The 15,974-nt window shown below is 38.6% G+C and carries 13 protein-coding genes, 1 tRNA gene and 1 pseudogene; 7 read left to right on the forward strand and 8 right to left on the reverse strand.

Annotated elements, in window-relative coordinates; translation table 11 throughout:
• Window positions 1-49: 49 nt before the first annotated feature.
• The 5 genes and pseudogenes from glmM to AAHF87_RS05950 form a co-directional block, all read right to left on the reverse strand.
• Window positions 50-1,391: pseudogene (gene glmM / locus AAHF87_RS05930) on the reverse strand (phosphoglucosamine mutase).
• 26 nt (window positions 1,392-1,417) lie between these two features.
• The gene (gene ftsH / locus AAHF87_RS05935) at window positions 1,418-3,322 is read right to left on the reverse strand and encodes an ATP-dependent zinc metalloprotease FtsH (protein ID WP_425288001.1); all 1,905 of its coding nucleotides are present in this window, start codon (window positions 3,320-3,322) and stop codon (window positions 1,418-1,420) included.
• Between the two features lie 129 nt (window positions 3,323-3,451).
• On the reverse strand, window positions 3,452-4,078 hold the full coding sequence (gene rlmE, locus AAHF87_RS05940) for a 23S rRNA (uridine(2552)-2'-O)-methyltransferase RlmE (protein ID WP_342147592.1): 627 nt from the start codon (window positions 4,076-4,078) through the stop codon (window positions 3,452-3,454).
• The gene (locus AAHF87_RS05945) at window positions 4,065-5,384 is read right to left on the reverse strand and encodes an MFS transporter (protein ID WP_342147593.1); all 1,320 of its coding nucleotides are present in this window, start codon (window positions 5,382-5,384) and stop codon (window positions 4,065-4,067) included. Before AAHF87_RS05945 ends, rlmE begins: the two co-directional genes overlap by 14 nt.
• A 35-nt stretch (window positions 5,385-5,419) precedes the next feature.
• Window positions 5,420-6,757, reverse strand: a complete 1,338-nt coding sequence (locus AAHF87_RS05950; protein ID WP_342147594.1) for an MFS transporter — start codon at window positions 6,755-6,757, stop codon at window positions 5,420-5,422.
• 377 nt (window positions 6,758-7,134) lie between these two features.
• On the opposite strand from AAHF87_RS05950, the gene AAHF87_RS05955 reads away from it, so the two are divergent.
• Window positions 7,135-7,221, forward strand: a tRNA-Leu gene (locus AAHF87_RS05955).
• Window positions 7,222-7,228: 7 nt separating this feature from the next.
• On the opposite strand, the gene ispF is transcribed toward AAHF87_RS05955, so the two are convergent.
• Window positions 7,229-7,714: a 2-C-methyl-D-erythritol 2,4-cyclodiphosphate synthase gene (ispF, locus tag AAHF87_RS05960; RefSeq protein ID WP_342147595.1), complete on the reverse strand. Its 486-nt coding sequence runs from the start codon at window positions 7,712-7,714 to the stop codon at window positions 7,229-7,231.
• Window positions 7,715-7,848: 134 nt separating this feature from the next.
• Between ispF and AAHF87_RS05965 the strand changes: the two genes are divergently transcribed.
• The 6 genes from AAHF87_RS05965 to AAHF87_RS05990 all read left to right on the forward strand — a co-directional run bounded on the left by AAHF87_RS05965 (window position 7,849) and on the right by AAHF87_RS05990 (window position 13,998).
• Complete coding sequence (locus AAHF87_RS05965) at window positions 7,849-8,490, forward strand: YqgE/AlgH family protein (RefSeq protein ID WP_342147596.1); 642 nt, start codon at window positions 7,849-7,851, stop codon at window positions 8,488-8,490.
• The gene (gene ruvX, locus AAHF87_RS05970) at window positions 8,483-8,902 is read left to right on the forward strand and encodes a Holliday junction resolvase RuvX (protein ID WP_342147597.1); all 420 of its coding nucleotides are present in this window, start codon (window positions 8,483-8,485) and stop codon (window positions 8,900-8,902) included. Before AAHF87_RS05965 ends, ruvX begins: the two co-directional genes overlap by 8 nt.
• The gene (gene murJ / locus AAHF87_RS05975) at window positions 8,899-10,431 is read left to right on the forward strand and encodes a murein biosynthesis integral membrane protein MurJ (RefSeq protein ID WP_342147598.1); all 1,533 of its coding nucleotides are present in this window, start codon (window positions 8,899-8,901) and stop codon (window positions 10,429-10,431) included. The genes ruvX and murJ overlap by 4 nt, the downstream gene beginning before the upstream one ends.
• Window positions 10,428-11,360: a bifunctional riboflavin kinase/FAD synthetase gene (ribF, locus tag AAHF87_RS05980; RefSeq protein ID WP_342147599.1), complete on the forward strand. Its 933-nt coding sequence runs from the start codon at window positions 10,428-10,430 to the stop codon at window positions 11,358-11,360. Before murJ ends, ribF begins: the two co-directional genes overlap by 4 nt.
• Window positions 11,361-11,453: 93 nt before the next feature.
• Window positions 11,454-13,142: an SGNH/GDSL hydrolase family protein gene (locus AAHF87_RS05985; RefSeq protein ID WP_342147600.1), complete on the forward strand. Its 1,689-nt coding sequence runs from the start codon at window positions 11,454-11,456 to the stop codon at window positions 13,140-13,142.
• 112 nt (window positions 13,143-13,254) lie between these two features.
• The gene (locus AAHF87_RS05990) at window positions 13,255-13,998 is read left to right on the forward strand and encodes a ferredoxin--NADP reductase (RefSeq protein WP_342147601.1); all 744 of its coding nucleotides are present in this window, start codon (window positions 13,255-13,257) and stop codon (window positions 13,996-13,998) included.
• A gap of 207 nt (window positions 13,999-14,205) precedes the next feature.
• On the opposite strand, the gene ribH is transcribed toward AAHF87_RS05990, so the two are convergent.
• Both ribH and ribA read right to left on the reverse strand, forming a co-directional pair.
• Window positions 14,206-14,703: a 6,7-dimethyl-8-ribityllumazine synthase gene (gene ribH, locus AAHF87_RS05995; RefSeq protein ID WP_342147602.1), complete on the reverse strand. Its 498-nt coding sequence runs from the start codon at window positions 14,701-14,703 to the stop codon at window positions 14,206-14,208.
• Between the two features lie 14 nt (window positions 14,704-14,717).
• The gene (gene ribA, locus AAHF87_RS06000; protein ID WP_342147603.1) at window positions 14,718-15,932 is read right to left on the reverse strand and encodes a GTP cyclohydrolase II; all 1,215 of its coding nucleotides are present in this window, start codon (window positions 15,930-15,932) and stop codon (window positions 14,718-14,720) included.
• Window positions 15,933-15,974: the final 42 nt, after the last annotated feature.

Here is a 15,974-nt window from a genome sequence, read left to right on the forward strand (position 1 = left end):
CAGCAAGCTATTTGTTTATCGATGAATAAACACCAAGTATGAACGATAGCTACACGCTAGCTTTTTCAACTATTTTAGCCAATTTATTCGCGACAGTTTGTACTTCAGATAAGTCGCTGCCTTCGACCATGACGCGAACTACCGATTCGGTGCCTGAGGCGCGTAATAATATACGACCACGATCTTTTAATAGAGACTCTGCTTCTTGCACAGCTTTTTTTATGCTAGGGTCGTTCATCGTAGTTAAAGGATTTTCAGCAGGGATGTTGACTAATAGTTGAGGAAATTTTTTCATCGCGTTTTTAGCAAGATGTAAGGACAAGCCCGATGATTGAATAGCTTCTAGCACCTGTAATGCAATAATAATTCCATCTCCAGTTTTAGTTACACGACGAGAAATAATATGTCCAGAAGATTCTCCACCTAACTGCCAATTTTTAATTTGTAATGCTTCATTAACGTATCTATCGCCCACCGAGGTACGAATAAAATCCAGGCCTAATTTTTTTATGGCTAGTTCCAAACCGAGATTACTCATAGCAGTGCCTACAATGCCACCTTTAACGTAACCTTGTTTTACACCATGTTGGGCTAATAGAAATAGTAATTCATCACCATCAACCATTTCACCCAAGTTATCTACCATTAATACTCGATCACCATCACCATCGAATGCAATACCTAAATCTGCTTTTTTCGATAAAACAGTTTTTTGCAAATGCTCTAAATGAGTTGATCCACAGTCTTTGTTAATATTTAAACCGTTTGGTTTTGCACCTAGCACAGTTAATTCTGCACCTAATTCAGAGAATAATGAAGGAGCAATATGATAAGTAGCACCGTTCGCACAATCGAGAAACGATTTTTAAACTCTTTAATTGAAAAGATTTTGGAATCGTTGATTTGCAAAAATTAACATAACGGGTTTTAGCGTCTTCTACTCGAATAGCTTTTCCTAATTTAGCAGAATCAACGGTGTGAATAGATTGTGTAAGATGGGATTCAATTTGTAATTCAAGCTCATCAGCTAATTTAGTCCCATCATGAGAAAAAAATTTAATTCCATTATCATAATAAGGATTGTGTGATGCACTGATGACGATTCCAGCTTGTGCGCCCAAGTCAGAGGTTAAAAAAGCAATAGCAGGTGTTGGAATAGGGCCTAGGAGATGGACATCAACTCCTGCAGCGGATAAACCTGCTTCTAAGGCAGATTCGAGCATATAACCAGAAATACGGGTATCCTTACCAATCAAAACCTTATTTTGCCCATTAGCTAAAACTTTCCCTACAGCCCAACCTAGTTTTAGTACAAATTCTGGTGTAATGGGACTTTCACCTACTTTTCCGCGAATACCATCTGTCCCAAAATATTTGCGGGTTTTTGTCATGATGAATCCAAGAATAATTCGATTAATTACAGACTATCTGTTGCTGGATCGCCATCAGTTATAGTTGTGTCTTTTTCTTCAGAAGAAGAGTGGGTATCTTTTTTATTTCCATTGCTCCAGTCTTTAGGCTCTCTAGGGGGCTTTCCTTCCATGATGTCATTTATTTGATTGGAGTCAATGGTTTCATATTTGATCAGCGCTTCTGCCATGAAATGTAATTTTTCAATGTTCTCTTGTAGTAATGTTTCAGCAAGTTTGTAATTACGATCAATAATATTACGACTTTCTTCATCAATTAATTGAGCTGTGTCGTCAGAAAATTTATTATTTTTAGCTATTTGGTGACCTAAAAACACTTCTTCATTTTCTTGATTGTAAGTTATAGGACCAAGACGTTCGGATAGACCCCATTTAGTTATCATGTTTCGAGCAATTTCAGTGGCGCGTTGTATATCGTTTGATGCGCCTGTTGTGATTTGCTCTGGGCCGAAAATGAGATACTCGGCAATACGTCCGCCAAATAAACTGGCAATCTGGCTCTCTAAACGTTGTTTGGTATAGCTATAACGATCTTCTTCCGGCAAGAACATAGTGACTCCCAACGCTTTACCACGTGGAATGATAGTCACTTTATAAACAGGATCATGGTCAGGGACTAAACGCCCTACAATCGCATGTCCGGCTTCATGATAAGCCGTTAATTTTTTCTCTTTTTCATTCATTACCATGGAACGTCTTTCGCTTCCCATCATGACTTTATCTTTGGCTTTTTCTAAGTCAACCATATCAACGGTGGATTTATTCTCGCGTGCTGCAAATAGAGCAGCTTCATTGACTAGATTAGCTAAATCTGCACCAGAGAAGCCAGGTGTACCTCTGGCTATAATCACTGGTTTAACATCTTTTCCATAAGGAACTTTTCTCAGGTGAACTTTTAGAATTTGTTCTCTACCACGGATGTCAGGAAGGCCTACAATCACTTGTCGGTCAAAACGGCCGGGCCGCAATAAGGCAGGATCTAAAACATCGGGCCGATTAGTAGCGGCCATAACAATAACCCCTTCATTGCCTTCAAAGCCGTCCATTTCAACGAGTAATTGATTTAAAGTTTGTTCGCGCTCGTCATGTCCGCCACCTAAACCAGCACCACGATGACGACCGACGGCATCTATTTCATCAATAAAAATGATGCACGGAGCTTGTTTTTTAGCTTGCTCAAACATATCCCTTACACGAGATGCCCCTACACCGACAAACATCTCAACAAAATCGGATCCGGAGATTGTGAAGAAAGGAACTTTTGCTTCGCCTGCGACAGCACGAGCTAAAAGTGTCTTACCAGTTCCAGGAGGGCCCATCAATAAAACGCCACGTGGAATTTTTCCGCCCAATTTCTGAAATTTAGCGGGGTCTTTTAAAAATTCAACTAATTCACTGACTTCTTCTTTTGCTTCTTCAGCACCGGCTACATCAGCAAAAGTAACCTTAACCTGATCTTCCCCTAATAAGCGAGCACGGCTACGTCCAAAAGATAAAGCACCTTTTCCGCCAGCGCCGCCCATTTGGCGCATAAAAAATATCCATACTCCGATGAGTAATAGCATGGGGAACCAATTAATAAAAATACGCATCAAGAAACTTTCCTGTTGCGGAGGTTCTCCTTTTACATCGACATTTTTTTTCAACAACTCAGGGAGTAAATACTGATCAGGAATAGGCATATAACTGGTGAAAGATTTGTCACCATTTAACTGTCCTTTTATAACTTGGTTACTCTGTATGGTTACGGACTGGACATTTCCTTGCTGAACGTCTTTCAAAAATTCAGAATACGTTAAGCGTTCGCCGCCGTTGTTACGAGGCTCGAGATTATTAAATACCGAGATAAGTATGACAGCAATAATTAGCCATAAAAAAAGATTTTTCAGCATGTCGTTCAAGCTAGACTACCTCGCATTTCTCACAAAGAGGGCATTATATACTAAATTTTCGGGGTTTCGATTATTTTAAGCTCTTTTTCAGTGCTTCTATCCCAAAAAGAGGACTAAATTAATAATAAACTATTTTCCCTTATGATAACCTATAGCCACTAAATAAACCTCTGCAGAACTTCCTCTGGAAGCGGAAGGCTTTCGAATAGTAACCTTTGCAAACAAGCTTCTTAAGTCTTTTAGAAAAACTTCAAATCCTTCTCCTTGAAAGGTTTTTACTATAAAGCAACCCTTAGGTTTTAAAACTTTCCGAGCGAAATCTAAGGCTAATTCAGCTAGATAAATGGATCTAGGTTGGTCAACACTGCGCACTCCACTAAAGTTGGGGGCCATATCAGAAATTACAAGATCGATAGATTTTAATTGTACACGCTGTAAGAATTGTTGCATAACAGATTCTTCTCGAAAGTCTCCTTGGAGAAATTCCACATCGCTCAAAGCTTCCATTGGTAGAATATCCAAGGCATAGACCTTTCCCGTACTTCCTACTATTCCAGAAGCTAATTGTGACCACCCTCCAGGAGCCGCCCCAAGATCAACGATAGTCATCCCAGGCTTTATCAGTTTGGTTTTCTCTTGAATCTCCAACAGTTTATAAGCTGAGCGAGAGCGTAATCCTTCCTTTTGAGCACGTTTTACATAAGGATCGCTAAAATGCTGCTTTAACCAGCGGGGACTACTTTTACTCCTGGACATCGACTTGTTGCTGGCAGTGGGTTTCCCGTATTAGGAATTTTCCAATTAACAAGGCTATTAGGTAGCAAAAAGGTAAAATGATAAAAGCCTTTCGGTAATCTTCGACGCTATAAAAGGGACTACCATTATGGTAGCTTCCATTCCAGTTAAAATGTAAAAATATACCAATCACCGGCTGAAATAAAGCTCCGCCAGCCACGGTAGCCATGTTATTAATACCCATAGCGGTCCCCGCTACACTAGAGTGATTATTATCTTTAACTACTCCGAACGCGAGTGACTGTCCCGAAGCGGCAAGGCCAAATAAGAATAAACAAATATAAAGCCAAAATAAGGGAAGGTGTGGGACATAAATAACCGGTATTAATCCAATGATACCTAAGCTCGCAGCAAACTTTAAAGGCATACCACGTAAGTTAACCTTATCTGACCACCAACCTAATAACGGGCAGCCTATTCCAATAGCTAACCAAATCATAGTGCAGGCAGCAGAAGCTGCTTTAGTGCTGATACCGTAGGCGACAACGAGAAAGGGGACGCCCCATAATGCTGCAAAAGCAGTAATAGGTGCCCATACCATAAATGAATACAGCGCTATAAACCATGTTTGGTTATTTGCAGCAACTTGATGAAAGCTTTGGAGTATGCTTTTTTTTGAAGTACGTTGAAACTTATGTCCTTTTGAGACAACTTCGGGACTATCTCGTACTATCAACCAGATTAATAGGGCCAAAACTACACCTATAATACCTAAGATGGTGATAGTTTGTCGCCAGCCCCAATGACCTACGGCAATGGTTAATGGTGTTTCGCCTACAATAGCTCCTACACAGCTCATTAATTCGACTAAACCTGTTAAGAAAGCAAAGTATCGAGAAGGAAACCAGCGGGAAATCAGAACTAAAGTTCCTATAAATGCAAAAGCTGAACCCGTTCCCATCATAAATCGGCCCGCAGAAGCAGTGGCCACATTGCTGGTTGAGCCAAACAAGAACGCACCCATTGCGCAGGTAAGAACGGCTATAGTTAATAAGCGTCGAGGGCCAAACCGATCAAATAAAAACCCTGCGGGAAGTTGCATGGGAGTATAAGAGTAGTAATAAAAAGCGGCCATTGTGCCCAAACTAATAGCATTGAGTCCTAAGTCATTAATTAATTCATTTGTCATTACTGCCGGTGAGACTTGCAATATGAATTCGTACATGTAAAAACAAGAAGCAAGAATACAGATAATAGCGGCGAGCAAAGTAGGTTTTTGCTTTGCTAAAGAAAGCGACGATAAGTTGTTATTATTATTTTCAGACATAAGCTTGGATTAAAGTAGCAATGCTAATAAAGAACTCAAATACCACTAGCAATTTCATTGGAATATTGTGGTTTACAATAAGTTTCTCGAAGCAAAAAATGACTTACAAAAAACGCAAGGATATAACATAAAGGTAATACAAAAAGCGCTTTCTGATAGTCTACTATACCATAAAATGGAGCGCCATTATGTATGATGCCTCCCCAGTTCACGTAAAGTAAAACTCCAATCAATGGTTGAAATAGAGCTCCTCCTGCGACAACGGCCATATTATTAAAACCTATAGCAGTGCCGACTACACAAGAAGTATTATTATCTTTGACAACCCCAAAGGCTAATGATTGCCCTGATGCTGCTAAACCAAAAATAAATAAAATGAGATATAGCCAAGGTAAAGGTAAAGGAGGGCAATATATAACAATAGTAAGACTAATTATCCCTAATAATGCAGAAAAGCTGAGCGGTTTTGATCGCGAATTAATTTTGTCAGAGAACCAACCAGCTAAAGGACTCCCCAAGCCAATACCGAGCCAAATCATTGCGCTTGCCATAGAAGCGGCTTTTGTAGTAATGCCATAACTAGCTACTAGAAAAGGTATACCCCACAATGCAGCAAAGGCAGTAACAGGTGCCCAAATAGCAAAGGAATACAAAGCAATTAACCAAGTCTGCTTATTACTACAGACTTGCCGGAGTCGTTTTAATTCACTTTTTTCAGGAGGCGGTTGAAATTTATGCCCTTTTGAAACAGCTTCCGGACTATCTCGCACCACCGTCCATACCAGTAAAGCTAATAAGCAGCCTACGGCAGCTAGGGAGATAATAGTTGATCGCCAACCCCAATGATTAATAGCGCTAACTAAAGGAACTTGACCAGCAATTGCTCCTACAGAACTCATTAACTGAACGAGGCCTGTCAATAAAGCAAAATATTGGGGAGGGAACCAACGCGAAACGAGCAGCAAAGCACCTATAAATGAAAAAGAAGAGCCTATGCCCATTAAGAACCTGCCGAACGAAGCCATTACTGCGTTGGGTGTAATGCCAAAAAAAAATGCTCCTAGAGCGCATACTAAAATAGCTAAGGTTATTAAACGGCGCGGACCAAAGCGATCGAAGAGCAGGCCGGCAGGTAATTGCATGGGCGTGTAAGAATAGTAGTAAAAAGCTGCCATGGCGCCTAAACTGGCCGCATTAAGACCTAAGTCGCGCATTAATTCGTTAGTCATAACCGCAGGAGATACTTGCAAAGTATACTCATACATGTAAAACATCGCAGCAAGTATGCAAATAACAGAAGCGAGGAATAATTGTTTTTTAGTAGTTAAAGAATGTGGCACATCCTGTGAAAGTATCGCTTCATTATTGTACATTATTTACCTCTTAGATCATGTTCCTCATGACCTTATTGTTGATAGCTTTTTTTAAAAGATCAAGTTAACGTCATTCTGCATACCATAATGCGGCATATTAGTCTGAGTAGAAAACAATAAGTGATCGAGATTTTGATTGCAAGTCCATAAAATTTTCACTCTTATTTATTATTTTGATTAATAATAGATATCGATAGAAAGTATTTTTAAATTATTAGAGAAGCATTCACGCTAAGTTTTAAGCAAGATACATATCTTTTTGCATTTAGCACGAGGTTTAATATGGGATGGTTTCGAAGACCTGTTGATTAATTATAGGGGGTCTTTATGATAAAGATTGATCCTAAAAAATACTTTGTTATACTTGGGCGGCTGTTGCCGGGATGGCGGAATTGGTAGACGCGCCGGACTCAAAATCCGGTGATGGTGACATCGTGTGGGTTCGAGTCCCACTCTCGGTACCATAAAAAATTATCTGTATTGAAGAAGAGCGATCGCGGTTGCTGCGATCCCTTCTTGGCGGCCAATAAAACCCAATTTTTCTGTGGTGGTTGCTTTTACATTGATCTGATCCAGATCGATTTTCATATCCTGTGCTAAATTAAATCGCATTGCTGCTAAATAATCCTTAAGCTTGGGTGCTTCTGCGATGATGGTGATATCTACATTATTAATAGACCAATTTTTTTCGTGCAACATTTGGGCAGTTGCTTGTAGGAACACTCGACTAGCTTTATTTTTCCATCGCTCATCAGTATCAGGAAAATGGTGACCTATATCACCCAAGGCACAAGCTCCTAATAATGCATCCACTAGAGCATGAATGGCGACATCACCATCTGAGTGGGCTTTAAGTCCCATTCGATAGGGAATGTTGACCCCTCCTAATGTTATGTGGTCCCCTCTTTCAAAAGCATGGACATCGTAACCATGGCCTACGCGAAATTTGATGTTCATAGGTTCCTCTTTCATTCTAAATTTTTGCTTAACGTGATAACGCTTAGTATCGTATCATGATGGACAGATATTTCTCAGATCTTAAAGGGTGGGAATAAGGAGGCTATCATTTTAACTTAAAGACTAGGTTGGATATGAAAGCGGATGCTATGATTAACGAGCAGATTTTAGTCGAGAAGGGTTTAATGATACAAACGACACATTATTTTACAAATTACTTTTTAGTGGCTATGCCGGTTTTAACGGATGCTTATTTTAATCGCTCCGTGGTGTATATTTGTGAGCATACAGAAAAGGGAGCAGTGGGTATTGTTATTAATCAGCCCTTACAATCCTTGCGAGTTAATCTTTCCGAAATATTACAAGACATCACCAATGCCAAGACAGAGGAGTCAGAAAACAACATTGTAGGGGCAGATTTTCCAATATTATGTGGGGGACCCGTACATCCTGAGCGGGGTTTTGTGATACATGCCCCTGTGGGTGAATGGCAATCTAGTCTTAAAATGAACAGTGAAATTTCTGTAACTACTTCTAAGGATATTTTACTCGCGATTGCTAAGCAGCAGGGGCCTGATAAGTTTATTTTCTCATTAGGCTATGCAAACTGGATAGCTGGTCAAATGGAACAAGAAATTGTTAATAATTTTTGGTTAACTTTGCCTGCGACTCCTAATATATTGTTTGATATTCCCTTCGAACAACGATGGGTAAAAGCGATGAACTATTTAGGCGTAGATGTCACTAAACTAGCATATATGGGTGGCCATGCCTGAAATTAAGACCGTTGTAGGATTTGATTTTGGTTCGAAATATATTGGCGTGGCGGTAGGGCAAACATCGCCTGCATTGGCTCAACCATTGACAAGTTTAAACGTGAAAAATGGTCAACCCCCCTGGAAAGAAATTGCTCAGTTGTTACAGGTTTGGTCACCTGATGTATTGGTAGTTGGCATCCCATTAAATATGGATGGATCAGAACAACCGATAACCCACTTAGCACGAGATTTTTTAATGGAATTAAAAGATCGTTTTCAAATGCCCGTTTTTCCTATTGATGAAAGGTTAACAACCGTTGAGGCGCGCTCACGGCTTTTTGCTGCGGGTGGGTATAAAGCCCTGAAAAAAAAATCTATCGACAGTCTTGCTGCTCAATTAATTGTTGAAATGTGGTTAGAGAACCGATGAGTAAGGCACTTTTTAAGTCAACCTCTGTTGTTGCGTCGATGACCTTGATTTCTCGGATTTTAGGTTTTGTTCGAGATATGGTCGCTGCTAGAATTTTTGGCGCGACAGCAGCAGTCGATGCTTTTTATATTGCGTTTAAAATTCCTAATTTCATGCGTGGATTATTTGCCGAAGGATCTTTCTCTACGGCTTTTATTCCCACTTTATCTGAATATAAGCAAACTCGCTCACAGGAACAAGTGCAGCAATTTGTGGCGCATATTGCTGGGACATTAAGCTTAATTTTACTGGGAATTTGTATTCTAGGTGTTCTAGGAAGTAAAGGCTTGGTTAGTTTATTTGCTCCAGGCTTAGACCCTTACCGTTTTCAATTAGCAACAGAGATGTTAAGGATAACCTTTCCATATTTGATGTTGATCTCATTAACCGCATTAGTGGGTGCGACTTTAAATTGTTACGGACAATTTTGGGTGCCCGCTTTTACACCCGCCTTATTAAATATCTCTTTAATCATGACTGCGTTTGGTGTGACGCGTTTTTTTAAAGTACCGGTAGAGGCCCAGGCATGGGGTGTATTGCTCGCTGGATTTTTACAATTAGGCTTTCAATTACCTTTTCTTCATCGTCTAAAATTATTACAAAGACCGCGTTTCAAATGGCGCGATCCTGGCGTGGAAAAAGTATTAAAGCTAATGTTGCCGGCTTTGTTTGGTTCCTCAATCGGGCAAATCAGCTTATTGCTTAATACCGTTTTTGCTTCCTTTTTAGTTGCAGGCAGCGTCACTTGGCTTTATTACTCCGATAGACTGGCTTATTTTCCACTAGGCGTGTTTGGAGTGGCTTTAATGACGGTCATTTTGCCGCATCTTTCTCGCCAGCATGCAGCAAAATCACCAAAATTATTTGCTAGCACATTAAATTGGGGCTTACGTTGTAATTTATTGATCGGAATTCCTGCTTCATTAACCATGTTGATTTTATCGGGACCGCTGATTGTTACGCTTTTTCATTATGGAAAATTTACTATCCATGATGTCTTTATGACACAACGTAGTGTGATAGCTTACTCCGTTGGTTTACAAGCATTTATGTTGATTAAGGTATTGGCAGCAGCTTTTTATGCACAACAAAATATAAGGACACCGGTTAGAATAGGGATTATTGCCCTGGTCGCGAATATGGTTTTTAATGCCTTATTAATTTTCCCGCTCAAGCATGCAGGTTTAGCTTTGGCAAGTTCATTATCGGCTTGGTTGAATGCGGGATTGTTATTATGGTGCTTGCAAGCGCGCCAAGTTTTTCAATGGCAATCTGGATGGCTAAAGTTTGTATTACAATTGTTATTAGCTAACAGTGCATTGGGTTTATTTTTGTACTGGGCGCCAGCCGCTACCTCTGTTTGGATAAATTGGGGTTGGCAGCAACGTTTTTCACATATTTTCTTGCTGGGTATCACTTCAATTATTATTTATATTGCTACGCTCTGGATAACTGGTTTGCGTTACCATGATTTAAAAGCCCAGTCATGACAGAGCTTATTTGCAATATTCATAATATAAAACCTAGACATAAAGCTTGTGTCGCGACTATTGGTAATTTCGATGGCTTACATCGAGGACATCAAGCGGTAATTCAAGCTTTAATCGAATTAGGTACACGACTTAATCTGCCTACTTGCGTAATATTGTTTGAACCTCATCCGCAAGAGTTTTTTTATCGAGATCAAGCCCCAGCACGCTTAATGCGGTTGCGGGAAAAATTTAAATTATTACAAACTTTAGCTGTCGATCGCGTCCTTTGCTTAGGTTTTAATAAACGTTTAGCGGAATGCAGCGCAGAAGAATTTGTTAAAAAAATTTTGATCGATAAATTGAGTATTAAAGGTTTAATAATCGGTGACGATTTTCGTTTTGGAAAGGGACGCCAAGGGGATTTTTCTTTTTTGCAAAAATTAGGCCAGGAATACGGGTTTAAAGTTTTTTCTACACCAACCGTACTATTTGAAAATGAGCGTATAGGTAGCTCAAGAGTAAGAAATGCTGTAAAGCAAGCTGATTTTAAATTAGCAGCATTATTATTAGGACGCTCGTTTAAACTCAGTGGCCGTGTTATCTATGGCGATCAACGCGGACGGTTACTCGGTTTTCCTACGGTTAATATTGGATTACATCGCCAGACCCTACCTTTACAAGGCGTATTTATTGTCAACGTATATGGTTTAGCATCAACCCCATTAGCCGGAGTTGCTAATATTGGTAAACGACCTACTGTAAATGGTTTAAAAAATTTATTAGAAGTTCATTTATTTGATTTTGATCAAAATATCTACGGGCGATTTATTGAAATTGAATTTTTAAAAAAAATACGCGATGAAAAAAAATTCGACAACTTAGAGTTGCTTAAGCAGCAAATTACTCAAGATGTAGCTATCGCTCAAAATTATTTTATGAAAAATTAGCCTATTAATTTTTATCATTTAATAAATCTTTAATCTCTTCTTATTATAATTTCTCATCAGAAAGTCTTTCCTAAAATAATAATAAGAGTAAGTATGTCAAATGCGTTGCTAAGAGCTCTCGCTGAAATAACCGGATGTATTTTTATCGGAGATAGTTTATCGGATGAACAAAGAAAATATAATGAATATATATGCGGCTGCTTTCCTTTTAAATGGGCTTTGCATCATTCAGATTATGATAATTTTACTAATGGTCATACTTGGGCCTATATGTTTGGAAATGTTTTTAATGATATTTTAAAAGACAAAGCAACATGGTCAGCCCAAGAAAAAACCACCTATTTTAAAAACGTAGCAGAGGGAGGAGCTACTACGTATGACTATAGAAATATTAAGAGTTTTTTTAAGCATATTAAAGGGTTTATCTTAAGTTTTTTTCTTGGGAATATTCAGAAACAAGCAAAAAAAGTCAAAAACATACTTGACCCTAAAACACTAGGAATTATTTTTGCAGGTGCTAATGATCTGGTGACGCTTGGATATTATGATGAAGAAGGAGTTGCAAGGGCGGTTCAAGGAATTATTAATACCATAAGAATCTTGACCAATAGGAATGGGAAAACAGGCACTAAGTATTTAAAACATCTGTTATTGGTTGGCTTACCGGATATTAGCGAAACACCACGTTTTGCAAATAAATCTAAAAAGCAGAAGGATGCCATGCAAAAAGCATGTAAACAATATAATCTGAAATTGCAAGAGCTTGCTAATGAGTATCAATATGTAGATTTTGATTGTTGCACTATTTATCAATCTAAAGATAAAAATTATTTAGACTCTGAAATTATAAAAAATGTAGAAAAAGCTATTATAATTGTCGGTGAAGGTAAAGAACGGACCATTTATTTTAAAAATAATGGAGAATTTATAATTAATAAATCTAAAAACGAGTTAAAAAAAGAAGTAAATGTTACTCTCACTAAAGCACAACAAGCAATTTTTTCTGAAGATGGAGAAATTATAAGAAACGAAGTAAATGGAAATATATTAGATCAATTTGTTAATAAAGTAACAAAGCAAGCCAAATTAAATATCGATATAAAAATGATAGGTATTGAAATTATACTGGATGAAATTTTGCAAAATCCGGAAGCTCATGGTTTTACCGCTGGCTGCGCTGTTTACTATTTACCTGAAAATGAAGGTCAAGAAAGCGACTTATTGTCATTAGGAAATATCACTGCTGGAAATGCAGTTATTATCAAAAAGGCCGACAATCGATTTTTTAGTTATATCATAAAAGATGGCCAATTAATTAAAAATGACTTTAAACCTGTGTTACAAAAATTTGATCTTTCAAAGGAGACTTTAGATCAATTAAATGAAAAAATTAAAAAATTTCCTTCTGAAAGTAAAATAATAACCTTGGCTTACAAGGACGATATACACAATTTTTGGATTATTAATATTATTAAGTCTGTTGTGGATCACTATAAAAAATCATTTAATAAAGAAATTATACTTACTTCTATTAATAATTCAGTATTAGGAGCTATTAAAAAAGACTACTTAAATAGAAATACTATCTTTTGGGATGACTTACATCCAGCGAGAAGGTTACATGAACTATTAGCAGTAAAAATTACTGAATATATTAAAGCTAATTATTTAATAAAGAATCAGACACAATTTAAGGATGACTCAACAATCGGTGTTGAGCCTAAGCTAAATTCAGATAAATTTGAAGAATCTCCTGGTTCTTTAAGTTCCGGACCTTCTTAACTGTATCCACAATACGTTTAGCGATTAATTTTGCTTTTTGGCGGATATCAAAGCTCGTTTTAGCATAAAATATTTTGACGAAACCGGCTCAGCTGATTAGACTACGCGGATTATGTCACGAAAAGAATTTTATTTAATCCTCGAGACCAGCGAGCAGATTGCTCCCGATGTCAAGCATTTCACTTTTCGCTATGAAGAGGGGGAGAGCTTTGAATTCATTCCAGGCCAATTTATTACTTTGCATATACCTACCGCTGAAAAGGTACTACGCCGTAGCTATAGTATCGCCAATAAATCAAACCAAGCGAGTAATAAAATTGAATTTGCAGCTTCGTATGTCCCAGCAGGGATTGCGAGTGAGCTTTTGTTCACATTAAAACCTGGAGACAAAGTCGCAGCCACAGGCCCTTTTGGCCGACTCGTTTTGCGTGATGAGATGCCAGAACGTTATATATTGGTAGCAACAGGCACCGGTGTTACTCCCTATCGAACGATGTTGGCTGAGTTAGAACATCGATTTAAATTGCGTCCTTGTTTTAAAGTTATCTTATTATTTGGTGTGCGTAAACGGGAAGATTTATTGTATCGTGATGAGTTTGTTACATTTGCAGAAAAGAACGCTTGGTTTGAATTTCACGCTTATTATAGTCGGGTTAAATTGCAAGAGGCATCGAATTATGAGCATACTGGTTATGTATTAAATGCATTTAGTGAACTTAAACCGAATTCTAAACAGGATATTGTGTATTTATGCGGTAATCCCAATATGGTAGATGAAGTTTTTACACTTTTAGTCAAAAGTTATGCTTTTCCTACGGATATTATTCGACGTGAAAAATATATTTCCTCTAATTGACGTGATGTATCGTTCGTGCCTGAAGATATGAAGTATTAAAGTAATTTACTCGTCATTGCGAGCGCTTAGCGCGCGGCAATCCAGAAAATACGATGGATAGCCACACTCATTCTACTTGCTTGCCACGACGGCGATTTTTTACCTCTTGAATGACTGAGCCGAAGTTTGGCTAAGGCGGCACCCATGTATTCAAGTGCGAAGCGTATATTATTCTGCTTCGATTTGTTCTAGCACCGAGATCATTTCCATCGCCGCATCCACCGCATCACGGCCTTTATGACAGCGCTTTCCATCTATGCGAGCAAGTGCTTGTTCTTCACTGTCAGTGGTTAACACACCAAAAATAACCGGTATAGATTCTTGCAAAGCAACTTTCTGGCAAGCATAACTCACTTGTTGACAGACATAGTCATAGTGATCGGTTTCGCCACGAATAACGGCACCTAGACAGATGATAGCCAAACAGTTTTCGTCAGAAATGGCTATTTGCTGAGCTGCAAGACCGATTTCTACTGCTCCAGGAACTCTGACAATAGTGATGTATTGTTCAGGAAAATTCAATTCTGTTAATCGTTGTAAGGCGCCATTCAGTAATTCTTCGGTAATACTTTGATTGAAGCGACTTACTACGATAGCGATATTAAATTCATCAGTGGGTTGATCGAAATGTAAGGGTTTAGCAATAATTTCTTTTATTTTTTGCATAGGATGCTCCTTTTTTATAAATTGAGTAGATGTCCGAGCTTGGTTTGTTTAGTTTTTAAATAGGTATGATTTGTTGAATTAGGCTGCGCAATTAAAGGGATACGTTCAACAACTTCAATTCCATATTGTTCTAAATCGATGATTTTTTGTGGGTTATTAGTTAGTAATTTTACTTGCAAAATTTTAAGGTTTTGTAGCATTTGCGCGCCTATCCAATAATTTCGATCATCACTGCCAAAACCTAATTTTTGGTTCGCTTCGACAGTATCAAGACCCTGATCTTGTAAGGCATAAGCCTTAAGTTTATTCAATAAACCGATACCCCGACCCTCTTGGCGTAAATAAAGTAATATACCCCCTTGTTGACTAATTTGTGCTAAAGATTCATGTAATTGCCAACCGCAATCACAACGGGCAGAGCCAAAAAGATCGCCAGTAAAGCATTCTGAATGGATACGTACTAAAGTGGGTTGATTGGACACTACTGGTTTTTCTTTAATGAGTGCTAAATGATGATGCTTGTCCAGGCAGCTTTCAAACAATTTAACTGTCAAATCACCATAATCTTCAGTAGGCAAGCCAATAGAGGCAATTTCCTTGACTAAAGATTCAGTTTGAAGACGGTATTGAATTAAATCGCGTATCGATAATAAACTGAGTTGATGTTGCTTGGCGAATTTTTCCAAATCTGGGAATCTTGCCATGCTGCCATCAGGATTCATAATTTCACAGATAACCGCCGCAGATTTTAAGCCGGCTAAACGGGTTAAATCGGTACTACCTTCTGTTTGTCCCATGCGCTCTAAAATACCGCCTTTTCGGGCACGTAAAGGAAAAATGTGGCCTGGCATGACGATATCCCTAGGGCCGCTTTCGGGGTTGATAGCTACTTGAATGGTACGGGCACGGTCTGCGGCGGAGATGCCGGTCGTGACACCTGCTGCAGCCTCGATAGACGCAGTAAAGGCAGTGTTAAAAGGATTGGTAGAGTGCTCTACCATCATAGGGATTTGCAAACGCTTAATATCTTCTTCAACTAGGGCTAAACAGATTAAACCACGCCCATATTGGGCCATAAAATTAATAGCTTCGGGTGTCACTTTATCAGCAGCAAGGACTAAGTCACCTTCATTTTCTCGGTTTTCATGATCGAATAAAACGATCATTTTACCGAGGCGTAGGTCTTGTAAAGCACGGTCGATATTCGGGAATGTAGAGGTTTTTATCATCTGTTTTATTATTGCTGGTTTGGAACAGTATTATACGCCTAT

Source organism: Rickettsiella endosymbiont of Aleochara curtula (assembly GCF_964030935.1).
GTDB lineage: Bacteria > Pseudomonadota > Gammaproteobacteria > Diplorickettsiales > Diplorickettsiaceae > Aquirickettsiella.